The organism is Kribbella sp. NPDC003557, from assembly GCF_040610805.1.
Classification (GTDB): domain Bacteria; phylum Actinomycetota; class Actinomycetes; order Propionibacteriales; family Kribbellaceae; genus Kribbella.
Map to the genome: position 1 here is coordinate 1,194,010 of NZ_JBEXMY010000001.1, position 22,879 is coordinate 1,216,888.

General features: G+C 68.5%; 23 protein-coding genes and 1 riboswitch. Of the genes, 13 read left to right on the forward strand and 10 right to left on the reverse strand.

The window, feature by feature from the left end:
• Nucleotides 1-23: 23 nt before the first annotated feature.
• Complete coding sequence (locus ABZW60_RS05740; protein ID WP_355474400.1) at nucleotides 24-1,835, reverse strand: bifunctional metallophosphatase/5'-nucleotidase; 1,812 nt, start codon at nucleotides 1,833-1,835, stop codon at nucleotides 24-26.
• Between the two features lie 137 nt (nucleotides 1,836-1,972).
• Here ABZW60_RS05740 and mshD point away from each other — a divergent pair, with 137 nt between their 5' ends.
• From mshD to ABZW60_RS05755, 3 genes are all read left to right on the forward strand, one after another.
• A complete protein-coding gene (gene mshD, locus ABZW60_RS05745; protein ID WP_355474402.1) occupies nucleotides 1,973-2,884 on the forward strand; it encodes a mycothiol synthase in 912 nt (303 codons plus the stop codon).
• Between the two features lie 342 nt (nucleotides 2,885-3,226).
• Complete coding sequence (locus tag ABZW60_RS05750) at nucleotides 3,227-3,718, forward strand: DUF6318 family protein (RefSeq protein WP_355474404.1); 492 nt, start codon at nucleotides 3,227-3,229, stop codon at nucleotides 3,716-3,718.
• Nucleotides 3,715-4,656 (forward strand): PKD domain-containing protein, encoded by a 942-nt coding sequence (locus tag ABZW60_RS05755; protein WP_355474406.1) that lies wholly within the window; start codon nucleotides 3,715-3,717, stop codon nucleotides 4,654-4,656. Before ABZW60_RS05750 ends, ABZW60_RS05755 begins: the two co-directional genes overlap by 4 nt.
• Here the strand turns inward: ABZW60_RS05755 and ABZW60_RS05760 are convergent.
• The 5 genes from ABZW60_RS05760 to ABZW60_RS05780 all read right to left on the reverse strand — a co-directional run bounded on the left by ABZW60_RS05760 (nucleotide 4,637) and on the right by ABZW60_RS05780 (nucleotide 8,764).
• Nucleotides 4,637-5,623 carry a hypothetical protein gene (locus tag ABZW60_RS05760; protein ID WP_355474407.1) on the reverse strand — a complete coding sequence of 329 codons (987 nt, stop codon included), beginning with the start codon at nucleotides 5,621-5,623 and terminating at the stop codon, nucleotides 4,637-4,639. The genes ABZW60_RS05755 and ABZW60_RS05760 overlap by 20 nt on opposite strands.
• A gap of 2 nt (nucleotides 5,624-5,625) precedes the next feature.
• Nucleotides 5,626-6,036: a hypothetical protein gene (locus tag ABZW60_RS05765; RefSeq protein ID WP_355474409.1), complete on the reverse strand. Its 411-nt coding sequence runs from the start codon at nucleotides 6,034-6,036 to the stop codon at nucleotides 5,626-5,628.
• 213 nt (nucleotides 6,037-6,249) lie between these two features.
• Complete coding sequence (locus ABZW60_RS05770; RefSeq protein WP_355474411.1) at nucleotides 6,250-7,251, reverse strand: hypothetical protein; 1,002 nt, start codon at nucleotides 7,249-7,251, stop codon at nucleotides 6,250-6,252.
• A 3-nt stretch (nucleotides 7,252-7,254) separates the two neighbouring features.
• Complete coding sequence (locus tag ABZW60_RS05775; protein ID WP_355474412.1) at nucleotides 7,255-7,671, reverse strand: hypothetical protein; 417 nt, start codon at nucleotides 7,669-7,671, stop codon at nucleotides 7,255-7,257.
• Nucleotides 7,672-7,738: 67 nt separating this feature from the next.
• Nucleotides 7,739-8,764 carry an alpha/beta hydrolase gene (locus ABZW60_RS05780; protein WP_355474414.1) on the reverse strand — a complete coding sequence of 342 codons (1,026 nt, stop codon included), beginning with the start codon at nucleotides 8,762-8,764 and terminating at the stop codon, nucleotides 7,739-7,741.
• 167 nt (nucleotides 8,765-8,931) lie between these two features.
• Between ABZW60_RS05780 and ABZW60_RS05785 the strand changes: the two genes are divergently transcribed.
• The 9 genes from ABZW60_RS05785 (at nucleotide 8,932) to ABZW60_RS05825 (ending at nucleotide 18,628) form a co-directional block, all read left to right on the forward strand.
• Nucleotides 8,932-11,019: an RNA degradosome polyphosphate kinase gene (locus tag ABZW60_RS05785; RefSeq protein ID WP_355474491.1), complete on the forward strand. Its 2,088-nt coding sequence runs from the start codon at nucleotides 8,932-8,934 to the stop codon at nucleotides 11,017-11,019.
• 20 nt (nucleotides 11,020-11,039) lie between these two features.
• Nucleotides 11,040-11,918, forward strand: a complete 879-nt coding sequence (locus ABZW60_RS05790; protein ID WP_355474416.1) for an NUDIX domain-containing protein — start codon at nucleotides 11,040-11,042, stop codon at nucleotides 11,916-11,918.
• A gap of 178 nt (nucleotides 11,919-12,096) precedes the next feature.
• Complete coding sequence (locus tag ABZW60_RS05795) at nucleotides 12,097-12,561, forward strand: bifunctional nuclease family protein (protein ID WP_355474418.1); 465 nt, start codon at nucleotides 12,097-12,099, stop codon at nucleotides 12,559-12,561.
• A 278-nt stretch (nucleotides 12,562-12,839) separates the two neighbouring features.
• Entirely contained in the window at nucleotides 12,840-13,955 is a 1,116-nt protein-coding gene (gene pstS / locus ABZW60_RS05800) for a phosphate ABC transporter substrate-binding protein PstS (RefSeq protein WP_355474420.1), read from the forward strand.
• A 301-nt stretch (nucleotides 13,956-14,256) separates the two neighbouring features.
• A complete protein-coding gene (gene pstC / locus ABZW60_RS05805) occupies nucleotides 14,257-15,315 on the forward strand; it encodes a phosphate ABC transporter permease subunit PstC (RefSeq protein WP_355474493.1) in 1,059 nt (352 codons plus the stop codon).
• Nucleotides 15,312-16,232 (forward strand): phosphate ABC transporter permease PstA, encoded by a 921-nt coding sequence (gene pstA, locus ABZW60_RS05810; RefSeq protein WP_355474422.1) that lies wholly within the window; start codon nucleotides 15,312-15,314, stop codon nucleotides 16,230-16,232. Before pstC ends, pstA begins: the two co-directional genes overlap by 4 nt.
• A gap of 22 nt (nucleotides 16,233-16,254) precedes the next feature.
• The gene (gene pstB, locus ABZW60_RS05815; protein ID WP_355474424.1) at nucleotides 16,255-17,031 is read left to right on the forward strand and encodes a phosphate ABC transporter ATP-binding protein PstB; all 777 of its coding nucleotides are present in this window, start codon (nucleotides 16,255-16,257) and stop codon (nucleotides 17,029-17,031) included.
• Between the two features lie 183 nt (nucleotides 17,032-17,214).
• Nucleotides 17,215-18,117: an RDD family protein gene (locus tag ABZW60_RS05820; RefSeq protein WP_355474426.1), complete on the forward strand. Its 903-nt coding sequence runs from the start codon at nucleotides 17,215-17,217 to the stop codon at nucleotides 18,115-18,117.
• 25 nt (nucleotides 18,118-18,142) lie between these two features.
• Complete coding sequence (locus ABZW60_RS05825) at nucleotides 18,143-18,628, forward strand: hypothetical protein (protein WP_355474428.1); 486 nt, start codon at nucleotides 18,143-18,145, stop codon at nucleotides 18,626-18,628.
• 7 nt (nucleotides 18,629-18,635) lie between these two features.
• Here the strand turns inward: ABZW60_RS05825 and ABZW60_RS05830 are convergent, their stop codons facing one another.
• Nucleotides 18,636-19,061, reverse strand: a complete 426-nt coding sequence (locus tag ABZW60_RS05830; protein ID WP_355474429.1) for a DUF2752 domain-containing protein — start codon at nucleotides 19,059-19,061, stop codon at nucleotides 18,636-18,638.
• An 86-nt stretch (nucleotides 19,062-19,147) separates the two neighbouring features.
• Here ABZW60_RS05830 and ABZW60_RS05835 point away from each other — a divergent pair, with 86 nt between their 5' ends.
• A complete protein-coding gene (locus ABZW60_RS05835) occupies nucleotides 19,148-19,828 on the forward strand; it encodes an RDD family protein (RefSeq protein ID WP_355474431.1) in 681 nt (226 codons plus the stop codon).
• Here the strand turns inward: ABZW60_RS05835 and ABZW60_RS05840 are convergent.
• The 3 genes from ABZW60_RS05840 to thiC form a co-directional block, all read right to left on the reverse strand.
• The gene (locus ABZW60_RS05840) at nucleotides 19,820-20,374 is read right to left on the reverse strand and encodes a hypothetical protein (RefSeq protein WP_355474433.1); all 555 of its coding nucleotides are present in this window, start codon (nucleotides 20,372-20,374) and stop codon (nucleotides 19,820-19,822) included. The two genes, ABZW60_RS05835 and ABZW60_RS05840, sit on opposite strands and share 9 nt — an antisense overlap.
• Complete coding sequence (locus tag ABZW60_RS05845; RefSeq protein ID WP_355474435.1) at nucleotides 20,371-20,970, reverse strand: transposase; 600 nt, start codon at nucleotides 20,968-20,970, stop codon at nucleotides 20,371-20,373. The genes ABZW60_RS05840 and ABZW60_RS05845 overlap by 4 nt, the downstream gene beginning before the upstream one ends.
• 141 nt (nucleotides 20,971-21,111) lie before the next feature.
• The gene (gene thiC, locus ABZW60_RS05850) at nucleotides 21,112-22,734 is read right to left on the reverse strand and encodes a phosphomethylpyrimidine synthase ThiC (protein ID WP_355474437.1); all 1,623 of its coding nucleotides are present in this window, start codon (nucleotides 22,732-22,734) and stop codon (nucleotides 21,112-21,114) included.
• A riboswitch (TPP riboswitch) is annotated at nucleotides 22,725-22,859 on the reverse strand. (Overlaps the previous gene by 10 nt.)
• Nucleotides 22,860-22,879: the final 20 nt, after the last annotated feature.

A 22,879-nucleotide genomic window follows, 5' to 3' on the forward strand; every position in this document is an offset into this window, starting at 1 on the left:
CTCGTTTCAGTCGGCAGCTGCGATCAGGAACCGACGGAGATCCGGTCGGTCGCGACCGGCGTGTACGGGTCGTGCGCGGTCAGGTAGTTGGCGAACGCGTCGATGTCCAGCCCGCCGAAGAACTTGTTCGTCGCCGTGGTGAAGGCCGGGAACCCGTCGCCACCGTCGGAGAGGAAGTTGTTCGTGACGATGCGGTACGTCGTCGCGTCCACCAGCGGCTGCCCTGCGATCTTGATCGAGTCGGCCACCACCTTCGAGCCCGCCGGCGCGGCCGGGTTCCAGGTGTAGGTGATGCCCGCGACCTGGAGCACCTTGAACTTCGCCGCCTCCGGACCGTTGACCCCGGAGAACTGCTGCTCCAGCAGAGCCTTGATCTGCGTCCCGGTCATGTCCATCGACACCAGGAAGTTGTTGAACGGCTGCACAGTGAACGCCTTCCCGAAGGTGACCTCACCGTTGGTCGACACCAGATCGGCGCGGATGCCGCCCGGGTTCATGAACGCGACGACCGGGGTCTTCCCACCGGTCACGACGCTCGGGTCGGCGAGCTGCGCGTCGGCGATCAGGTTGCCCAGCGGCGACTCGAGCGAGTCGTCGTTCGTCCGCACCACCGACGCGGTAGTGAGGTGACCGATCACCTTGTTCTCGATCGGGGCGACGAGCTCCTTGTACTTCGCGATCAGGGTCGCGGTCTTCGGGTCCGGCACGACGTCCCGGGTGACGATCTGGTTGTTCGCCAGCGTGTTCAGCCGGTCGACGTCACCGGTCGCGTTGTCGATGCTCAGGCGGACCTCGGTGACCAGCCGGCCGAACGACGACGCGCTGGTGACCAGCCGCGGGTTCTTGTCCTTGTCCGGCAGCGAGCAGTTGTAGCCCTGGTGGGTGTGGCCGGAGATGATCGCGTCGATCTCCGGGTCCAGGCCCGCGTTGATGTCGACGATCGGGCCGGAGATCCCGGGGCAGCTGTCGTACGCCCTCGGGTCGGCCGGGAAGCCGCCTTCGTGCAGCAGCACGACGATCGACTCCACACCCTTCTTCTTGAGCTCCGGGACCAGCGCGTTCGCGGTCTCGACCTCGTCCTTGAAGGTCAGCCCCTCGACACCGGACTTGGTCACGATGTTCGGCGTGTTCTCCAGCGTCATGCCGATGAAGCCGACCTTCTTGCCGTCCTTGAAGGTCTTGATCGTGTACGGCGCGAACAGGGTCTTGCGGGTGTTCTCGAAGAACACGTTCGCCGACAGGTACTTGTACTTCGCGCCCTCGAACGGGTGCGCGGCGTCGGGGCAGGAGTTCTGGTTGTTCTGCCCGTCGCCGTCCGGCAGGCAGCCGCCGGTCTGCATCCGGAGCAGCTCGTGCCAGCCCTCGTCGAACTCGTGGTTGCCCACCGACGCAGCCGCGAGTCCCATCCCGTTCAGCGCTTCGACCGTCGGCTCGTCGTGGAACGCGGCCGACAGCAGCGGCGAGGCGCCGATCAGGTCACCCGCGGCGACCGTCACCGAGTCCTGCCCCTTCGCCGCGGCGGCCGCCCGGAGCTGCTTCAGGTGCGTCGCCAGATACACCGCGCCGCCGGCCGGGGTGCCGTTGATGTTGCCGCTCGAGCCGGTCGGCGGCTCCAGGTTGCCGTGGAAGTCGTTGATCGCGAGCAACTGGATCTGACTGTGCGTCGGCTTCGGCTTCTTGTCCTGCGCCTGCTGTTGCGCCGCGGCGTCCTGCGTCGCGGCCCCTGCCTGGCTCACGGTTCCCCCCGCGGCCAGGGCGAGCGCCGCGGCCGTCCCGGCGGCAAGCAGTCCGGCCGCCCGCCCCCACCGCGCTCTGCCTCGTCCTGTGATGGCCATTTCTTCTCCGTCGTCGTCTCGGTCACCGCTGTTTGCGGTGCCGCGAAATCCTCCGCGGTGCGGGGAAAGTTACCTGTGACGACGCGCCCTCGCCAGGACCTGGGCATGAACTGGACCGGACCTTTTACGGTATTCAGGTGACCCTCGAAGCCGTTCCCTCACCGTTGCCCTCGGCCACCGCCGCCGCCGTCACGGAACTCGCTCGCGCCGCAGCACACAGCGACGGCGTCAACCCGCTCTCCGAACGCACGCTGCTGCACCTCGACGGCGAACACCCCGACGACGTCCACGTCCTCGCCTACGAAGGCGATCCGGGCACCATCGAGGTCAGCGGCCTGCAGAGCGCCCGCAACCTCGTCGGGTACGGCGCGTTGTCCCCCGACGGCTCGGCCGAGCTCTTCGTCTCCCCGTCCGCGCGGCGGCAGGGGTACGGCACGGCGCTGCTGCGGATGCTGCTGGACCACGGCGGCGCGCGTACCCGCGTCTGGGCCCACGGTCGCTTGCCGGGCTCCGACGAGCTAGCCAACCGCCTCAACCTTGAGGTGGCGCGAGAGCTGTACTTCCTCCGCCGTACCAGGGCGGACCTCCCGGAACCCGTCTGGCCGGACGGCATCGACGTACGGACCTTTGTTCCCGGACAGGACGACGCCGCCTGGCTGAAGGTCAACGCGGCCGCCTTCGCCGACCACCCCGAACAGGGCAGCTGGACCGCCGCCGACCTGGCCGAACGCCTCCACCAGCCCTGGTTCGACCCGAACGGCTTCTTTCTCGCTGTCGACTCCAAGGGCGACGTCGCCGGCTTCCACTGGACCAAGGTCGAGGAGGGGGTAGGTGAGGTCTATGTAGTAGGCGTCTCCCCCACCCACCAGGGCCTAGGCCTGGGCAAAGCGCTCACCCTCCAGGGCCTCCACTATCTCCAGTCCACCCGCGACCTAGACGAGATCGTTCTCTACGTAGACGGCACCAACACCGCCGCCCGAGCCCTCTACAAATCCCTCGGCTTCACCACCGCCGCCCTGGACGTCCAGTACGCCCCTCACTCCCTGTGAACGACATCACAACCAGTTTCCGCGTCATGAACCCGCCCCACCCCCGTCCCACCAGCAACCAGGAGCCGTCCGAGCCTCTAACCCCCCAGCCGGGCGGCTCCTGGCCCCAAGTCCGGGTTTGTCCACAGCCTGCACCTTTTGACATCGAAGCCACCCCGCCCTCCGGTTACGATTCGTATCGACTACGGAGGGCTGACACTCGTGACACACCGCAACAGGCAAACCATCACTCTGCTGGCCTGCCTGAGCGCCACCGCATTCCTCGTCTCCTGCGGCGGAGGTAGCCCCGAGGCAGGCCGCCCCAACACGGCTCCTCCACCCCAGACGTCCACGGGGACGTCGATGCCGGCGGCAAGTGCGACGTCGACGACTGGCGGCCAGAGCAGCACCGCGAGCGTGCCGCCGGCGACTCCACCTGTGCGTCCGCCAGCCGCAGTGGGAGCAAGCCTGGCCGCAGGTGAGGCCTTCATCGGACACTACGTAGCCCTCCTGAACTATTCGTACGGAACGGGCGATTCGGGGCCGCTCCTCGCGGCCAGCGACAAAGGCTGCGTCGGCTGTCAGGCGATCGCGGACTACGTCAAGAAGACCAACGCCAGGAACGGCACCCTCGAAGGCGACTACAGCGACCATCTCCTCAACGTGAAGGAGATCTTTCGAGGCAGCTCAGGACGGCTCGGCGGTTCGGCGATCCTCAAGTCCGGGACATACACGGAACGGGACTCGCCGAGCGCGTCCCCGGTTCCGCAGGGAGGCGACACCGGGACGATGGAGTTCACGCTGTCGCCCAGCGGCGGGAACTGGGTTATGTACGAGATGGAAATCAAGGAATGAAGCCAGGTCACGCCCGCTGTGCGTGCGCTTCTCTCGCGACGTTCGCCCTGACAGCGAGCCTCGCTGCGGCCGTCCTGCTCACCGCTGATCCGAACGAGGCACATGCGAGTCCGGCCGCACCACTGGCTGAAGCATCCTCTCCGCCCATCCCGAAGGTAAAGGGAAAGACCAAGCGGTGGGGAGGCACCCTGGAGGGGTCCGCCAAGCAGCGCGGCCGCCAGGAGCGGCGGGACACAACGCCCACGAAGAAGCCGGCACAGAAGACCAGCACGGCCACCAGACCAACGCGCCCAACCCGCCCGGCGCAGCCGCGCAAGACGGAAAGCGACGACGACAGGCGGCGTGACATCCGGATGAACATCGGGATCTGTGGTCGGGTGCAACCGGACGGGTCGGTGCCCGGGCCGATGCGGTGTCAGCCTGGGGGTGATGAGCGGCGGGTTACGTTGCGGACTGTTCCGCCGGAGGTGGTGCGGCCTCGGCCTGAGGACGTCACGTGGGAGGAGGTGCGGTCGGAGACGAAGAACGTGGTGTTTCCGGGGCTTTCGGTGAAGGTGCAGCCTTCGGGGCGGACGTTGGTCAATCTGGAGACGATCGTTTACACCGCCGACAGCAAGGTCTCGACGACTACGGTGACGCTGCTCGGGTTCCCGGTGGTCGTGGAGGCGACGCCGGTCAGCTACACCTGGCATTTCGGGGACGGTTCGCCCGCGCTCACCACGAGCACGCCCGGCAGGCCGTACCCGTCGAAGGAGATCACCCACAAGTACATGAAGCGCGGCGGGGTCAGCGTCAGCCTGACCACCAACTACGCCGCCCGCTTCAACGTCGCCGACACCGGCTGGCAGTACATCGACGGCACCGTGCCCATCACCGGTCCGGCCACACCTCTACTGGTCCGCGAAGCCGTTCCGGTTCTCATTGACCCCGGCCGCTGATTCCTCGCTCGCTCAACGGGATTCGGTTGCGGGTGCCCTGGCCGAGTTGTGGACGATGGCTGGTGGCGCCAGTGGGTGATGGCTGCGACGCCAGGAAGCGAAGGCCGTCGAGGGTGTCTTGGCGGGCGGTGAGTGGTGCCGCTGGCCGGCGATCCGAGGTGGCGTCGGACGGCGCACCGCCGGGCAGAGCGGTCAGGCGGTAGTGGCGGCGGAGCTGGTCCACCTTGGCGTCCAGGTCGGAGCGGATCTCCCCGGCGACGAGTCGACCTGTGGCCACGGATACACCCGGCAGGGTTGGCCAGTGATCGTGGAGCATCGATCCGATGAGCTGGGCGCGGACGGCCTGCTGCGTTGTCCGGTCGCGATGCGTCAACTCGGGCAGACGGTTGGCCACGACCGCGTAGGCGAACTGGTCGAAATGCATGACGCCAGGCCCGCGGCACACGTCGTTGAGCATGGTGTTGCGCGAGTACGCGGGCCCGGTGAGGTGGCCGATGAGATCATGAGTCGCCGCGAACGCACCGGGGTATTGCGGATCGCCGAGCGCCAGACCGCCGTACCCTGCGCGATCCACGAACGCATCGAAGTCCGCGAAGGCACGGACCTCGGCGAAGCCTTCGGTCAGTCCGTACGAGTGCATGGTCCGGACTGCGTTCGGCTCGGCCGGTGCGTCGATTCGCATCCCGCCGTGGGTCGCCTCGTGCAACACGGTGCCAAGTGCCTGTGCCTGCCGGCGCCGGTCGGCCGGCAGGACCGAGCCGGTCAGATACGGCAGCACCCGGTCGGCAGACAGCTTGAGTGCACCCGTCTTCGGATGGAGGCCGCCCCAGGTGTCGGCCTGCGTCGCGTACAACGCGCCGGTCCAGCGGTCGATCGTCGTCGGCCGCAGTGATCGCGCGATCCGATACAGGCGTACTACCTCTCTGTAGACGAACGAATCCGGTGAGACCCGTTGGCCGAGGCTCATCGTCAGTCCTTCGGCCAGTCCTGCCGCAGCATCATCTCGATGTGCTCGAGAGGCCTCGTCATAGCCCGGATGTCGGCTTCCTCGTCATCGGAGGCGCGGTCGGCGATCGCCCAGATCTTGTGGCGGGCCTCCGCCAGGACGTCCGCCCACTCCTCGTCCGTGCCCTTGAACGCGAACGCCTCGGCGTGGATCGCGCCGGCCTCGTGGTACAGCGGGCCGAACTCACGCGGTGGCGGCGGAGGGTCGGCGAGTTTGTCGATCATCCGCAAGGCCCAGGCGCGGTCCTCGCCCTCCGGCTCGTCTGCGACGAGTTGACGGAGGGCGTGCTGGGCGGCCGCGAGGTCGAAGGCGGGATCGCTGTCTCGCTGGTCCCGTGCCTCGGCGAACGCCGAGTTGAAGCGCGCGACGTCCATGCCACTCCTTACAGAACTGTTCGTGTACTGATCGTCACGATAGTCGCGGGTGGCCGGGCGTCGCGGGAGTTATCCACAGAGAGTGGATCTCAGATGGTCGGCCAGTTGGGCGTGTTCGATGCCTTCGTCGCGGACGGGGTCGAAGCCGGCGGTGGTGAGGTAGATGGGCAGGAGGCCGGCGATTCTCGGTCGCCTGACGGGATTCGATCGTCATCAGTCACGAGCTGAAGCCGGCAAGTGGCCCCGGCCGCGGAGGTCGGAAGCGAAGCTGCGCGCGCCCTGGCCGAGTTGCGGACGCTGGCTGGTGGCGCCAGTGGGTGAGGGCTGCGAGGCCAAGAAGCGGAGGCCGTCGAGGGTGTCTTGGCGGGCGCCGGCGGATGACAACCTTCGTCGGTCAGTGCTGACGCCGGGCGGGTCGTCACCCATGCGGTGAGGGACGCTCAGGCGGTAGTGCCGGCGGAGCCCGTCGACCTTCGCGTCCAGGTTGGAGCGGATCTCGCGGGCGACGAGCTCACCAGTGGCCGCCGACGTGCTCGGCAGCGTCGGCCAGTGAGTGTGCAGCATGGAGCCGATCAGCTCGGCCCGGGCGGCTTGCTGGGTCGGCTGGTCACGGTGCGTCAGCTCATGCAGTTGGTTTACCACCACGGCGTGGGCGAACTGGTCGAAGTGCATGAGGCCTGGCCCCCGGCAGGCATCGTTGATCAGAGCACTCTCCGGGTAGGCCGGTCCGGTGACGTGGGACATGAGGTCTCGAGTTGCCGCGAAGGCCCCTGGGTATCGCGGATCGCCTAGGGTCAAGCCGCCGTACCCGGCACGCTTCGCGAAAAGCTCGAAGTCGGCGAAGGTGCGGACCTCGGCGAAGCCTTCCAAGATGCCCCGGGAGTGCTCGGTCCACACTGCGTTCGGCTCGCCGGGCGCCTTGATCTGCATCCCACCGTGCGTTGCCTCGTGCAGAACCGTGGCCAACGCCTCGGCCTGATCATCGGCCTGGCCGGGCATCACCGATCCTGTCAGATACTGCAACACCCGATGGCCGGACAATCGGAGGGTGCCGGTCTTCGGATCGAGGCCGCCCAGGGTGTCCAGGCTCGTCGCATACAGCTCGCGGTTCCAGCGATCGGCAGCCGCCGGGCGCAGCGAATGCGCGATCTTGTACAGACGCTCGACCTCTCGGTAATAGAACGAGTCCGGGGAGACCCGCTGGTCGAGGCCCACCGTTCAGTCCTCAGGCCAATGCCCACGCAGCATGGTCTCCAGATGATCCAGCGCCCTCGTCATCGCCCGGATATGCGGCGCCTCGTCGTCAGGTGCTCGGTCGGCGATCGCCCAGATCTTCCGCCGCGCCTCCGCAAGTGCGTCCGCCCTCTCCTCGTCCGTCCCCTCGGCGATCCACGCGGCCGCGTGGATGGCTCCGGCTTCGTGGTAGAGCGGGCCGTACTCACGTGGCGGGGGCGGCGGTTCGGCGAGGACCTCGATCATTTCGAGAGCGAAGGTGCGGTCCTCGCCGTCCGGTTCGTCCGCGATCAGGTCGTGCAGCTTCTGCTGGGCCCTCGCGAGGTCGAAGTTCGGGTCTGTTTTCTGCTCATGCCGCGCCTGCGCGAACTCGGAATTGAACCGCGCGATGTCGAACGCCATGTAGCCCTCCAGAGCCGTACGTCAGCTGATCGTCACGATAGTCGCGGGTGGCTGGGTGGTGCGGGAGTTATCCACAGAGGGTGGTGCGTAGGAAGTCGGTCAGGTGGGTGTGGGCGGCTCGGGTGGTGCCGGGGACTGTCAGGAGGCTGGCGTAGCCGTGGGCGAGGGTGGGGTGGTGGGCGTGGGTGAGGGGGTTGCCGGCTGCTTGGAGGGCTTGGGCGTATTCGATGCCTTCGTCGCGGAGGGGGTCGAAGCCGGCGGTGGTGAGGTAGGTGGGTGGGAGGCCGGTGAGGTCTTCGGCGCGGAGGGGGGAGACGATCGGGTCGGGGCGGAGGGTGGGGTCGGGGCTGTAGAGGTCGCGGTACCAGATGATGTCGTCCTCGGTCAGGATGAAGCCCTCGGCGAAGAGGTCTCGGCTGGGGCGGCGGGCGACGAGGTCGAGGGCCGGGTACAGGAGGACCTGCAGGGCCGGTTGCGGGAGGCCGCGGCGGACGGTCTGCTGGGCGACGACGGCGGCCAGGTTGCCGCCGGCGCTGTCGCCGCCGACCGCGATCAGCGCCGGGTCGGCGTTGAGGTCCTCGGCGTGGTCGACGGCCCAGGTGAACGCGGCGATGGCGTCCTCGGCGGCGGTCGGCGCGGGCGCCTCGGGGGCCCTGCGGTAGTCGACGGACAGGACGCGGATCCCGGCGTCGGCGGCGATCGCCCGGCAGAGCGCGTCGTGCGTGTCGAGGTCGCCGACCACCCAGCCGCCCCCGTGGAAGAACACCAGCAGACCGCGGGAGTCCACGGCCTGCGGCACGTACAGCCGGGCCCCGAGCTGCCCGTCGGCTCCGCGGACGGTCAGCTCGGTGACGCGCTGTACATCTACGGGCGTCCCGGGGATCAGCTTGCACAGGTTCTTGAACCGGACCCGCGCGGTCGCCGCGTCGGTCTTGGTTGTACTCGGCAACAAGTTGTCGACCCGGACGAGCAGTTGCAGGTCCGGGTCCAGGGTGTTCCCGTCGATCTGGATCGGCGCCCCGGCCAGCCGTCGGCGTACGGCGGCGGGCAGCGCGTACAGCGGGGCCAGAGCGTTCGCTTGAATGGCGGTCACCGCGTCACGCACTACGGAATCCGGTCTGAGGTTCACAAGGTGTGACGCTAGCAACTAACGCGCTGACGGCTACCCGTTGTTCACCAAACGGTGGGATCCTGGTGAACGTGGCAGGAGACTTGCTGGCATCCCACAACCGGGAGTACGACGTCGAGCCGCCGTACGACATCAGTGCGGCCGGAGATCTCCCCGTGGACAGGTTCTCCGACCGGGAGCTGAGCTGGCTGGCGTTCAACCAGCGGGTCCTGGAGCTCGCCGAGAACGACCGGATCCCGCTGCTCGAGCGGGCCAAGTTCCTCGCCATCTTCGCCAGCAACCTGGACGAGTTCTACATGGTCCGGGTGGCCGGCCTGAAGCGCCGCATCGCGGCCGGGGTCGCGGTGAAGGCGGCCAGCGGCCTGCTTCCCCGCGAGGTCCTCGACCGCAGCCTGGCGCGCAGCCGGGAGCTGATGGACCGGCACGCGGAGACCTGGCGGAAGTCGGTGCAACCCGCGCTGACCCAACAGGGCATCGACATCCTGCGCTGGGACGAGCTGGAGCACGACGAGCGCGAGGACATGACCCGGTTCTTCCGGGAGCGGGTGTTCCCGGTGCTGACCCCGCTGGCGGTCGACCCGTCGCACCCGTTCCCGTACATCTCCGGCCTGAGCCTGAACCTCGCCGTCGTGGTCCGTAACCCCGACACCGGCGGTGAGCATTTCGCCCGGGTGAAGGTGCCGCCGCTGCTGCCGCGGTTCGTGAACGTCGCCGACGGCCGGTTCGTGCCGCTCGAGGACGTGATCGCGACTCACCTCGGCCAGCTGTTCCCGGGCATGGAGGTGATCCAGCACCACACCTTCCGGGTGACCCGCAACGAGGACCTCGAGGTCGAGGAGGACGACGCGGAGAACCTGCTGGCCGCGCTCGAGAAGGAGCTGCTGCGCCGCCGGTTCGGCCCGCCCGTCCGGCTGGAGGTCGAGGAGTCGATCGACCCGCAGGTGAAGGCGCTGCTGCTGACCGAGCTGGGCGTGACCGAGGCGGAGGTGTTCGAGCTCCCCGGCCCGCTGGACCTGCGCGGTCTGTTCACGATCGCCGGCCTGGACCGGGCCGAGCTGAAGTACCCGGCGTTCGTGCCGTCGACGCATCCGCACCTGGCCGAGGTGGAGACCTCCAACCCGGCGGACATGTTCCACGCGCTCAAGCAGCGCGACGTGCTCGTCCACCACCCGTACGACTCGTTCTCCACGTCGGTGCAGCGCTTCATCGAGCAGGCCGCCGCGGACCCGCACGTGCTGGCCATCAAGCAGACGCTGTACCGGACCAGCGGTGACTCCCCGATCGTCGATGCGCTGATCGACGCCGCCGAGGCCGGCAAGCAGGTGCTGGTGCTGGTGGAGATCCAGGCGCGCTTCGACGAGCAGGCGAACATCAAGTGGGCCCGGCAGCTGGAGCACGCGGGCTGCCACGTCGTGTACGGCGTGATCGGCCTGAAGACGCACTGCAAGCTGTCGATGGTCGTGCGTGACGAGCCGGACGGCCTGCGCCGCTACGCGCACATCGGCACCGGCAACTACCACCCGAAGACGGCCAGGCTCTACGAGGACCTGGGCCTGCTGACCAGCGACAAGGTGGTCACCGAGGACGTCGCACTGCTCTTCAACCACCTGTCCGGCTTCGGCCGCAGCGCCGGCTACCGGCGGATCCTGGTCGCGCCCCAGTCGGTACGGCGGGGGCTGGTCGAGCGGATCGACCGCGAGGTGAACCACCACCTGGCCGGCCGCCCGGCGCGGATCCGGATCAAGGTGAACAGCCTGGTCGACGAGGCCCTGTGTGACGCGCTGTACCGGGCGTCGCAGGCGGGTGTGCCGGTGGATCTGTGGATCCGGGGCATCTGCACGCTGCGCCCCGGCGTGCCGGGTCTGTCGGAGAACATCCAGGTCCGCAGCATCCTGGGCCGCTTCCTCGAGCACAGCCGCGTGTTCCTGTTCGAGAACGGCGGCGAGCCGGAGGTGTGGATCGGCTCGGCCGACCTGATGCACCGCAACCTGGACCGCCGCGTCGAGGTGCTGGTGCAGCTGAAGCAGCAGGACCACGTGTCGGAGCTGGGTGACCTGTTCGACCAGGCCCTGGACGACGGGACCGGCTCGTGGTGGCTGCAGGCCGACGACACCTGGCAGCCCCGGCTGAGCGGACCGGACGGTGAGCCGCTGCGGGACCTGCAGGAGCGTCTGATCGCGACCCGTGGCCGCCGCCGGACCTCCGACGGAATCAGTTAGTCGCGTCTTAGAGTGAAACCATGAGCAACCCGGCGACGGTCATCGCCGCGGGTGGTGTCGTGTGGCGGGAGCGCCGCGGCACCCGCCAGGTGCTGCTGGTGCACCGTCCCCGGTACGACGACTGGTCGCTGCCGAAGGGGAAGCTGAACGCCCACGAGCACGTGCTGCTCGGTGCGCGCCGGGAGATCGAGGAGGAGACCGGGCTGCAGGTCGTCCTCGGCCCCCCGCTCGGCGTCCAGCGGTACACGATCCGCAAGAACGGCGCCATCGCGCAGAAGCTCGTGCACTACTGGTCCGCCGAGCCGGTCAGCGACAGTGACTTCGAGCCGAACGACGAGGTGGACCAGATCAGCTGGCTGCCCGTGGACAAGGCCCGCGCCAAGCTCAGCTACCCGCGGGACGTGGACATCCTGGACCTGCTGGACCGCGTCGTGCCGGTCGTGGCCACCGTGGTGGTGGTGCGGCACGCGGAGGCTCTGAAGCGGAAGGACTGGGACGGCAAGGACACGCTCCGCCCGCTCACCGACTCCGGTACGGCGGTTGCGCACCGGCTGACCGGCGTCCTGGCCGCGCTGGGCGTCAACCGGATCATCAGCAGCGACGCGGAGCGGTGTGTCGCGACGGTCACGCCGTACGGCGCTCTCATCGACCGGCACATCCATCTGTGGCCGCAGATCTCCGAGCGTGGGTACAACACCGATCCGGACGGGATGCACGGTCTGTCCGAGCGGGTGTGGAAGCCGGGCAAGGTCACGGCCATCTGCTCGCACCGGCCGGTTCTGCCCGCGCTCACGCGGGAGCTGGGCCTGCGGGTGGGCAAGTTCTCCACCGGCGCGCTCCTGGTCGCACACCGGCTGGCGGACGGCACCGTGGTCCACGAACGCTTCCGCGCGCCGTAAGTCTCGCACCCTGGGGAGCACGCGTAGTGATACGGCGCGACACGGCTCGGTGACGATCCAGGCACAGCCGAAGGGCCGATCGGGTGACACTGGAGGTGACGGGTATGTTCCTACCCGAGGAACCGGCTCCCCACCGGGCGCCGGTCTGAGGAGAGGTTCGGGGCGCACCATGACGATGATGCGAGAACTGACACTGATCGGGATCCGGATGGAATCGCCCAACCGGGCCCCGGTGATGATGCTGCGCGAGACCGAGGGCTACCGCTACCTGCCGATCTCGATCGGCTCGGTCGAGGCGACGGCGATCGCGTACGAGGAGCAGGGCCTGCGTCCGTCGCGCCCGCTCACCCACGACCTGATGCGCGACCTGATCGAGGCGTTCGGCGTGCAGATCGACGCGGTCGAGATCGTCGAGCTGCGTGACGCCGTGTTCTACGCCGAGCTCGTGCTGGCCAACGGCGCCCGCGTCTCGGCCCGCCCGAGCGACTCGGTGGCGCTCGCGGTCCGGCTGGGCACGCCGATCCGCTGCACCGAGGCCGTGCTGCGCGAGGCCGGCGTCGCCACCCCCGAGGAGGAGCAGGCCGAGCTGGAGCGCTTCCGCCAGTTCCTGGACGGCGTCGCCCCGGAGGACTTCTCCAGCTGACATTCGTCCGCCCGGCCACTACCCCACGGCAGTCGTTCGTTCACCTTGCCGGTGCGCTGAGCGTTACCGAAATGTGAGCCGAACGCCGTTCACATCGACGCAGAGTGACGGCTCCTAACTCAGTTCACCTAATGGCTGCCTGTCGGCACGCCAGACGTCGCGCACGCTACCGGAACCGTTCACCGCTCGTTCACCAGTGACGGACCGGTCGGTCACCTGGTCTCCCTACCGTCTGTGGAAGTTCAGAAGTCTGATTCCCGCAGAAGGGCAACACTCTCGTGTCCGTCAATCGCCTGTTCCGCGTCGGCTCCGTCGCCGTGGCGTCCCTCGGCGTCCTCGCACTGAGCGCCTGTGGCAGTGACCCCGAGCCGTCGGGTTCCGCGAGCCCCGATTCCGCGTCGTCGTCGGCCGGTGCCGAATGCCCGAAGGGCACGCTGAACGCTGAGGGTTCCTCGGCGCAGAAGAACGCCATCGAGGAAGTCATCAGCAAGTACAACGAGAAGTGCGCCGACGTCACGGTGAACTACAACCCGACCGGCTCCGGTGCGGGCATCAAGCAGTTCAACGCGAACCAGGTCGACTTCGCCGGCTCCGACTCGGCCCTCAAGCCCGACGAGCAGACCGCGGCCACGAAGCGCTGCGCGAACAACGCGGCCGTCAACCTGCCGATGGTCATCGGCCCGGTCGCGATCGCCTACAACGTCGACGGCGTCACCAAGCTGGTGCTCGACGGCCCGACCGCCGCCAAGATCTTCCAGGGCACCATCAAGACCTGGAACGACCCGGCGATCGCCAAGCTGAACGCGGGCGTCACGTTGCCGTCGGCACCGATCTCGGTGTTCTTCCGCTCCGACGAGTCCGGCACCACGGAGAACTTCACCAAGTACCTGAAGGCGGCCGGTGGCGGCGCCTGGACCGGTGAGCCGGCCAAGAAGTGGACCGGCACCGGCGCCGGCAAGGAGAAGTCGGCCGGTGTCGCCGAGGGCGTGAAGAGCACCAAGAACGCGATCACGTACGTCGAGTGGTCGTACGCCGTCGACAACAAGCTCGGCGTCGCCCAGATCGAGACCGGCTCGGGCACCCCGGTCGAGCTGACCGCCGAGTCGGCCGGCAAGGCGCTGGCCGCGGCCAAGCCCGCCGACGCGAGCGGCAAGGACCTGGCCCTGAAGCTGGACTACGCGACCAAGGCCCCGGGTGCGTACCCGATCATCCTGGTCACCTACGAGATCGCGTGCACCAAGGGTCTCCCGGCCGAGAAGACCGCGCTGGTGAAGAGCTTCCTGAGCTACTTCGTCAGCAAGGACGGCCAGTCGTCGCTGACCGAGCTGAACTACGCGCCGCTGCCGGCCGAGATCCAGACCAAGGTCGACGCCGCCATCCAGGCGATCAGCTGATCGCGAAGCGGTACTGATGCGAGCCCCGGCCGGTCCGAGTCATCGGAGGACGGCCGGGGCTCGTACCCGTGCAGGCATCGTTTCGAACCAGACGTGACACATCACGACTCAGGCGCTTGGAGCACCATCGATGAGTAGTCCAGACGGCACGGCACCGCCCGACCGGCCGGACGGCACGGCCGACCAGGAAACACCCCGGATCGAGGATCTGGTCCACGAAGACGCCGGGCCGACCCCGCAGTTCGGCGGTCTGGCCTCCGAACACGCCGACCATGAGGCGGCCCAGCAGTCCACCGAGGTGATGACCGAGTCCGGCGTCGAGGCCCCCGCAGCGGCGACCACGGCGACCGCGGCGCAGCCGGACCGCAAGCTCGAGCTCGGCCCGGTCGGGCACCTCGGCGACCGGCTGTTCGGCGGGCTGGCCCGCGGGTCCGGCGGCCTGGTGGTCCTGATCGTCGCGTTCGTCGGCATCTTCCTGCTGGCGCTGGCGGTGCCGGCGCTGGCCGACGACAAGAGCAACTTCCTGTTCTCGCGGATCTGGGAGCCGGGCGGCGACGAGCCGCGGTTCGGGATCGCCGCGCTCTTCTACACCACCGTGGTCAGCTCGATCATCGCGATGATCATCGCGGTGCCGATCGCGATCGGCGTCGCGCTGTTCGTCACGTACTACGCCCCGAAGCGGCTGGCCGCCCCGGTCGCGCACGCGGTCGACCTGCTGGCCGCCGTACCGTCGATCGTCTACGGCCTGTGGGGCATCCTGTTCTTCGCCCCGATCCTGCGCCCGGTGATCGACGGCATCTCCACCGCGCTCGGCTGGATCCCGGTGTTCGAGAAGCCGCCGGGCGACAACGTCGGCGTGGTCTTCACCGCGTCGGTGGTGCTGGCGATCATGATCCTGCCGGTGGTCACCGCGATCAGCCGGGAGATCTTCGCGCAGACGCCGATCTCGCACCGGGAGGGCGCGCTCGCCCTCGGCGCGACGCGCTGGGAGATGATCCGGCTGTCGGTGCTGCCGTACGGGCGCTCCGGTGTGGTCAGCGCCTCGATGCTCGGCCTCGGGCGGGCGCTCGGTGAGACCGTCGCCGTCCTGATCATCTTGTCGGTGCCGAACGGCAACGACCCGTGGAACTCGTCGATCTTCGCCGGCGGCGAGACGTTCGCGTCGAAGATCGCCAACAACGCCGCCGAGTTCGACTCGCCGGAGAAGACCGGTGCGTACATCGCGGCCGGCCTGGTCCTGTTCGTGGTCACGTTCCTGGTCAACTCCGCGGCCCGGGTGATCGTCGACCGCAGCGCCCCCGGCGCCAAGCGCCCCCGCCGCAACCGCCGCGCGGGAGCGGCCGAAGGAGCATCGGCATGACCGCCATCGCAGAGAACAAACCGGCGTACGACGGGAAGGTCCTGGACCTGACCGGGAAGTCGGGCGTCCGGGCCTTCAAGAACACCCTGGCCACCGTGCTGATCGTGCTGGCCTTCGCGGTCGCGATGATCCCGCTGCTCTGGATCCTGATCACCGTGATCAGCAAGGGCTACCACCTGCTGCTGAGCGCGGACTGGTGGAGCCAGTCGCAGCGTGGCATCACCGTCCGCCGTGAGGGCGGCGGCGCGTACCACGCGATCATGGGCACGCTGATCATGGCCCTGATCACCGCGGCGATCGCGGTCCCGATCGCGATCCTCGGCGCGGTCTACCTGGTCGAGTACGGCAAGGGCACCCGGGCCGCCAAGGTGGTCAGCTTCATGATCGACATCCTCACCGGTGTCCCGTCGATCGTCGCGGCGCTGTTCGTCTACGCGGTCTGGATCACCGTGTTCGGCTTCAACCGCGTCGGTTTCGCGGTGTCGCTGTCGCTGGTGCTGCTGATGCTGCCGGTCGTCCTGCGGTCCACCGAGGAGATGCTGAAGCTGGTCCCGGACGAGCTGCGCGAGGCGTCGTACGCGCTCGGCGTCCCGAAGTGGAAGACGATCCTGAAGGTGGTCGTGCCGACCGCGTTCGGCGGCATCGTCACCGGCGTGATGCTCGGTCTGGCCCGGGTGATGGGTGAGACCGCGCCGCTGCTGATCCTGGTCGGCTACTCGAAGAACATCAACCTGAACCCGTTCGACGGGTTCATGGGCGCGCTGCCGACGATGATCAACCAGGACCGCACCGAGCTCGCCCTGCAGCCGGCCGCGGACCGCGTCTGGGCGGCCGCACTGACCCTGATCCTGCTGGTCCTGGTCCTCAATCTGCTGGCCCGGCTGGTCGCCCGGTTCAGCACCATCAAGTCGAAATAGTCACGAGAGGTTCTGAGTCGATATGGCGAAGCGCATCGAGGTCAGCGGCCTCAACGTCTACTACGGCGATTTCAAGGCCGTCGAGGACGTGTCGATGACGGTCGAGCCCCGCTCGGTCACCGCGTTCATCGGCCCGTCCGGCTGCGGCAAGTCCACGTTCCTGCGCACCTTGAACCGGATGCACGAGGTGATCCCCGGCGCCCGCGTCGAGGGCAAGGTGATGCTGGACCAGCAGGACCTGTACGGGTCCGGGGTCGACCCGGTCGCGGTCCGGCGGGTGGTCGGCATGGTGTTCCAGCGGCCGAACCCGTTCCCGACGATGTCGATCTTCGACAACGTCGCGTCCGGCCTGAAGCTGAACGGCGTCAAGGACAAGAAGAAGCTCACCGAGGTCGTCGAGCAGTCCTTGCAGGGTGCCAACCTGTGGAACGAGGTGAAGGACCGGCTGGACAAGCCCGGCGCGGGGCTGTCCGGTGGCCAGCAGCAACGACTCTGTATCGCCCGGGCGATCGCGGTCGAGCCCGAGGTGATCCTGATGGACGAGCCGTGCTCGGCCCTGGACCCGATCTCCACGCTGGCGATCGAGGACCTGATCGAGAAGCTCAAGGACCGTTTCACGGTCGTGATCGTCACGCACAACATGCAGCAGGCGGCCCGGGTCTCGGACCAGACGGCGTTCTTCAATCTGGCCGCGACCGGAAAACCCGGCCGGCTGATCGAGATGGCGCCGACCAAGCAGATCTTCTCGAATCCGGCCGAGAAGGCCACGGAAGACTACATCACCGGCCGTTTCGGCTAGGCCGTCAGCCGAGTTATCCACAGCTGCGGGCCGGCGATTCGCCGGCCCGCAGCTGTGTTTGGTGTCAATTGGTGCAACTGTCCACAGATCGGGCGTTTCGCGTCCGAAGTGCCCACCACTGTGGCCCTCCGACCGCTAGCCTTTGCCCAGTAAACGCGGGTGAACTGTGACGAAAGGACCATCGTGAGCGACCAGAACGTACCCCCGGGCACCGGACCGGAGGACGGCCGGAGCCAGGGACCGGGCGCGCCCGGTGGGCAGCCGTCCTATGGACAGGGCGCCCAAGGCCCAGGGCAGAACCCGTACGGCAACCCCGGTGCGACGCCTCCGGGCCAGCCGGGTCAGCCTGGTTACGGCGCTCCGGGGCAGTACGGTCAGCAGCCGGGCCAGGGCGGTCAACAGCCCGGGTACGGCCAGCAGCCAGGCCAGGGCGGGCAGGGCGGCCAGCCGGGTTACGGCCAGCCGCAGTATGCCCAGCAGCCGGGTCAGCCCGGCTACGGCCAGCCGCAGTACGGTCAGCAGCCCGGCTACGGCCAGCCCGGCGGCTACCCGCAGGGCCCTGACTACGGCCAGGTTGCCCAGGCCCAGAGCGGCCTCGTGCAGATCCCCGGCATGGGCACCGTCAAGGTGGCGACCATCGGATCGCGTGCGCTCGCGCGCATCATCGACTCCGTCATCCTGTATGCGATCGTCGGCATCCTGTACTTCGTCTTCATCGGCGGTACGGCGGCGGCGACCAACGACGGCACGGTGTCCGACGGCGAGACCGCCGGCATCCTCGGCGGCTTCTTCGCCTTCCTCGGGATCTCGGTCCTGATCACGGTGCTGTACGAACTGCTGCTCACCGCGTTCAAGGGCCAGACGGTCGGCAAGATGGTCATGGGCATCAAGGTCGTCCGCTCGGCCGACGGTCAGGTCCCCGGCTTCGGCCCGGCCTTCATGCGCTGGCTGCTGCCGATGATCGGCTCGTTCCTGTGCTACGTCGGCGCGCTGCTCGTCTACCTGTCGCCGCTGTTCGACAGCTCCGGGCGGGTGCAGGGCTGGCACGACAAGGCCGCGAACACGCTGGTGATCGGGCTTCGCTAGTCGGTAGAGCGTCCGGGGAGGGGTTGTGCTGAATCCGTTCGAGCAGGACTGGTGGGATGCGTGGAACCTGTGGAGCGCATTGGGCCAGGGTGTTCAGCTACAACCTCTCCCGCCGCCGGTGCCGCTGGAGCCCGGTGAGTACGCGTACGCCGTCGAACCGTGCGAGGTGCAACGGTTCGACGGCATCCGGCTGGCCTTCGGGAGCTCCCACGGCAACGCGACGGCCGCTCAGTGGCGCACCATCGACAACGGTACGGCGGTCCTCACGCCGCACCGCGTGCTGCTGCTGAACCGCATGGGCCAGCAGGTCTTCGGTCTGGCGGCCGTGACCCGGATGTGGACCGAGCACGACGGGACCGTGCTCGCCTACGGGGACACGCAGTACAAGCTGCGGGTGCCGCGGCCGGTCTGGTTCGACGTGATGCTGAACCAGGTCGCCTTCCACCGGCGGATCGACCTGGTCGTCCCGCCCTTCGTGCAGGCCGGCTGGCATCGCGCCGGCCTGATCTGACCGGCGTTCAGAAGTTCCGCAGGACGCCGAAGACCAGCAGGGCGCCCAGGGCAACCTTCGTCAGGATCGAGACTGCCCGCGGGCTGAGCCGCGGCCTCGGCAATCTGAGCCGACCGGCGCGGGCCAGTGACCACGCCAGGACTTCGTAGCCGATGGCAACACCGATGAGTGGGCCGAGGACGAGGACCGCGGCGTTGAAGTGCCAGGCGGCGTTCAGGTCGCCTTCGAGCAGGGCCGCGGCCATCCTGGTCGCGCCGCAGAACGGGCAGTCGAGTCCCGTCAGCGTGTGCAGCGGGCACGGAACGCCGAGACCGGTCAGCCGGTAGATCCCGGCGAGCGCGAAGCCGCCGATCCCCACCCCGGCCAGGCCCCAGACACGACGGTCGACAGGCTTCACCGGCCCAGGCGGGCGGAGCGTCGCGGCGGCGGTCACCCCCCAACGGTAACCCCACACAAGGCGGGCCGGGTCGGGAAGGTGCCGCGATACTGTGTCCCTCGATCGACCGAGGGACGGATCCGATGAGCACACCGACGCCGCCCGACGACAACCGGCCGCAGGACCAGCCGTACGGAACCCCGCCGCCGGGCTACGGGCAGCAGCCGGGCTACCCGCACCAGCACGCCCAGCAGCACGCCCAGCAGCACGCCCAGCAACAGCCGTACGGACAGCCCTACGGGCAGTCGCCGTACCCGCCGGGCTACGGCCAACCGCCGTATGGTGCCTACGGCTATGGGTACGGCGCTCCCACGCCGCCGCTGGCCGAGTGGGGCTCACGGGTCGCGGCGTCGCTCCTCGACAGTCTGATCTCGACGGTGCCGCCGCTGATCGGGTTCGGCGTGCTGATCGCGAACGTCGCCGCGCGGGACGGCAACCCGTACCCGGAGGACAATCCGCAGTGGTGGGCGATCATCCTGTTCTTCCTCGGCATTGTCGCGAGTATCGGGCTGAGCCTGTGGAACCGGGTCTTCCGTCAGGGCCGGACCGGCCAGAGCGTGGGCAAGAGCGCGCTGAACATCCGGCTGATCGACGCGACGACCGGGGAGTCGATCGGCGCCGGCCGGTCCTTCCTCCGCGACTTCCTCGCCGGCCTGTTCGACAACGCCTGCTTCTTGAACGTGCTGTGGCCGTTGTGGGACGACCAGCGGCAGACGTGGCACGACAAGGTCATCAACACCTACGTGATCAGGACGTCAGTGTGAGCGCAGCAGACCGGCACAGGTCACGGCCCACAGGACGCTGGAGAACGTGCCGATGATGAAGCGCTCCGCAACGGCTTGCGGGGTCACCGACGCGGGCTGATCAGGGCTGCGCAACTCCGGGTACCTGGCCAGTCCCTTGATCGCCAGCACCACGGCGATCCCTTCCGGCCAGCCGGACACCAGCGACGCGTAGATCGCCATTCGCTCGAGCGCGCCGATCAAGGCGCCACCACGCAGGACCTCACCGGCTTTCTGCGTCGACTGGGCCCGGGTGTTGCCTCGGTCGGCCAGCGCCATCACAGAGGTCGTGAGCGGCCCACCGCCGGTCACGGCCAGCGCTCCGGCCAGCAGGAGCAGCACGTTCCACCAACGCTCGGCCCAGCCCGCTACACCGTGCCCGGCGAGCAGCAGCACGCCGACCGCGGCCAGGCAGGCCAGCATGACTGCGCTGATGACGATCTCGGGATTGGAGCCGGACTTGGGGACCCACGCCAGGACAGCGAGCACCAGTGCGGCGGCGGTGAGCGACAGGATCAGCGCCGTCACGCAGCGGCCCCGCCCGCGAGGAGGTCCGCGGCCAGCACCCGTCCGCGCTGTTCCTCGGCGAATCCCGCAGCCTGGGCGCGTTGGGTCACCGCCGACTGGCTGATTCCGAGTTTCACGCCGATCTCCCGCCTTGTCAGTCCTTCGCCCAACAGGTCCGCCACTGCCCAGCCGCGGTCGCTGCGGCGCCGCAGGACGGACGCCATCAGCCACAGCACCGTCTCCACCTGCTCCGCCCGGCGCGGGTCCGCGCCGACCACGTTCAGGTGGTGCGGACTGGATTTCGCCCGGGTCACCGCCTCGCGCGCGAAGACGTATGCCTCACCGCTGCCGGCGCGGGTGCTGCGCGGCAGCGGTTCGGTGACCGCGCCGATGCCGAGTCCGACGTACCAGCTGTCCGCCCGGAGCAGCTCGACGATCACGTCGATGGTCGCGCGCGCCTCGGACAGCACGCCCTGCACCTCGTCGCCGGCGGTCCGCTCGAACTTCCGCAGCAGCCCGGTCCGCCGCGGCCGGCGGTTCAGGGAGTTCAGTAGCTCGGGTACGAGATCGCTCGTGCTTCGGCTGCCGCGCTGATCTACCGTGAGAACGAAGACCATCGCCCTGCACCTCCTTCCGAACGGGTTAAGGCTACAGTCTTATTCACGTAGAGTGAAGGGCAAAACCTGAATCGCTTCAGCCCGTCACTCACCGTATCCGGCCCGGAGTGCGGTGCACGCCGGGCCGGACGGCGTACCGACTCAGTCCGTGATCTGCAGGTAGACCTTCTGATCGCCCGCCTTGAAGGTTTCCGACATCTCCGCGAAGCCGGCCTCGATCGCCTCGGCCGACGTCAGGCCGCGTTCCTCGGCGTACGCGCGGATGTCGGCGGTGATCCGCATCGAGCAGAACTTCGGCCCGCACATCGAGCAGAAGTGCGCGGTCTTCGCGGGCTCGGCCGGCAGCGTCTCGTCATGGAACGACCGGGCCGTGTCCGGATCCAGCGAGAGGTTGAACTGGTCCTCCCAGCGGAACTCGAACCTTGCCTTGGACAACGTGTCGTCCCAGGCCTGCGCGCCCGGATGTCCCTTGGCCAGGTCGGCGGCGTGAGCAGCGATCTTGTACGTGATCACGCCGGTCTTCACGTCGTCGCGGTCCGGCAGCCCGAGGTGCTCCTTGGGCGTGACGTAGCAGAGCATCGCCGTCCCCAGCCAGCCGATCTGCGCCGCGCCGATCGCCGACGTGATGTGGTCGTACGCCGGTGCCACATCGGTTGCCAACGGCCCCAAGGTGTAGAACGGCGCCTCCCCGCAGAGCTCCTCCTCGAGCCGGACGTTCTCGGCGATCTTGTGCATCGGCACATGCCCCGGGCCCTCGATCATCACCTGGACGTCGTGCTCCCAGGCGACCTTGGTCAACTCGCCGAGCGTCCGGAGCTCGGCGAACTGCGCCTCGTCGTTGGCGTCCGCGATGGACCCCGGGCGCAGCCCGTCGCCGAGCGAGAACGTCACGTCGTACTCGCGGAGGATCTCGCACAGCTCCGCGAAATGCGTGTACAGGAAGGACTCCTGGTGGTGCGCCAGGCACCAGGCGGCCATGATCGACCCGCCGCGCGACACGATCCCGGTGATCCGCCGCGCGGTCAGCGGTACGTACCGCAGCAGGACGCCGGCGTGCACGGTCATGTAGTCCACGCCCTGCTCGCACTGCTCGATCACCGTGTCGCGGTACACCTCCCACGACAGCGCGGCCGGATCGCCCTTCACCTTCTCCAGCGCCTGGTACAGCGGCACCGTCCCGATCGGCACCGGTGAGTTCCGCAGGATCCACTCCCGGGTCTCGTGGATGTTCTTCCCGGTCGACAGGTCCATCACCGTGTCGGCGCCCCACCGGGTCGCCCAGACCAGCTTCTCGACCTCTTCCTCGATCGAACTGCTGACGGCGGAGTTGCCGATGTTCGCGTTCACCTTCACCAGGAACTTCTTCCCGATGATCATCGGCTCGCTCTCCGGGTGCCGCCGGTTCGCCGGGATCACCGCCCGGCCGCGCGCCACCTCCGCCCGGACGAACTCCGGGTCGAGTCCTTCCCGCAGTGCGACGTACCTCATCTCCTCGGTGATCACCCCGGCCCGCGCGTGCCCGAGCTGGGTCCGCGGCTCGCGGCCGGCGATCCACTCGCGCCGCAGCGCGGGCAGACCGGCCTGGACGTCGATCTCGGCCGACGCGTCGGTGTACGGACCGGACGTGTCGTAGAGGTCGAAGTGCTCGCCGTTGGTCAGATGCACGCGGCGCGCCGGTACCCCGAGCTCCCCGCGACGGATCTTCTCCGAGCCCGAGATCGGGCCCGTGGTGACGGCCGGTCGGATCGTGCTGACATTCGTCATGCTGCTGCTCCCTACGCCGGAATTACCCGGACAGGTTCGGCGGTCGGCGGCGCCGGCAGCAGAGTCTTGTCTCTGGCCAGCCGCCCTCTCAGCCCACTACGGTGCGAGCTCCCGCGATCTCCAGTTGTCACGGACCACCCTAGAC

Bases quoted from the DNA above. Each gene is read 5' to 3' on its own strand.
- ABZW60_RS05740 (WP_355474400.1), bottom strand. From the start codon at position 1,835: ATGGCCATCACAGGACGAGGCAGAGCGCGGTGGGGGCGGGCGGCCGGA.
- ABZW60_RS05750 (WP_355474404.1), top strand. From the start codon at position 3,227: ATGCCGGCGGCAAGTGCGACGTCGACGACTGGCGGCCAGAGCAGCACC.
- ABZW60_RS05755 (WP_355474406.1), top strand. From the start codon at position 3,715: ATGAAGCCAGGTCACGCCCGCTGTGCGTGCGCTTCTCTCGCGACGTTC.
- ABZW60_RS05760 (WP_355474407.1), bottom strand. From the start codon at position 5,623: ATGAGCCTCGGCCAACGGGTCTCACCGGATTCGTTCGTCTACAGAGAG.
- ABZW60_RS05765 (WP_355474409.1), bottom strand. From the start codon at position 6,036: ATGGACGTCGCGCGCTTCAACTCGGCGTTCGCCGAGGCACGGGACCAG.
- ABZW60_RS05775 (WP_355474412.1), bottom strand. From the start codon at position 7,671: ATGGCGTTCGACATCGCGCGGTTCAATTCCGAGTTCGCGCAGGCGCGG.
- ABZW60_RS05790 (WP_355474416.1), top strand. From the start codon at position 11,040: ATGAGCAACCCGGCGACGGTCATCGCCGCGGGTGGTGTCGTGTGGCGG.
- ABZW60_RS05795 (WP_355474418.1), top strand. From the start codon at position 12,097: ATGCGAGAACTGACACTGATCGGGATCCGGATGGAATCGCCCAACCGG.
- pstC (WP_355474493.1), top strand. From the start codon at position 14,257: ATGACCGAGTCCGGCGTCGAGGCCCCCGCAGCGGCGACCACGGCGACC.
- pstA (WP_355474422.1), top strand. From the start codon at position 15,312: ATGACCGCCATCGCAGAGAACAAACCGGCGTACGACGGGAAGGTCCTG.
- pstB (WP_355474424.1), top strand. From the start codon at position 16,255: ATGGCGAAGCGCATCGAGGTCAGCGGCCTCAACGTCTACTACGGCGAT.
- ABZW60_RS05835 (WP_355474431.1), top strand. From the start codon at position 19,148: ATGAGCACACCGACGCCGCCCGACGACAACCGGCCGCAGGACCAGCCG.
- ABZW60_RS05845 (WP_355474435.1), bottom strand. From the start codon at position 20,970: ATGGTCTTCGTTCTCACGGTAGATCAGCGCGGCAGCCGAAGCACGAGC.
- thiC (WP_355474437.1), bottom strand. From the start codon at position 22,734: ATGACGAATGTCAGCACGATCCGACCGGCCGTCACCACGGGCCCGATC.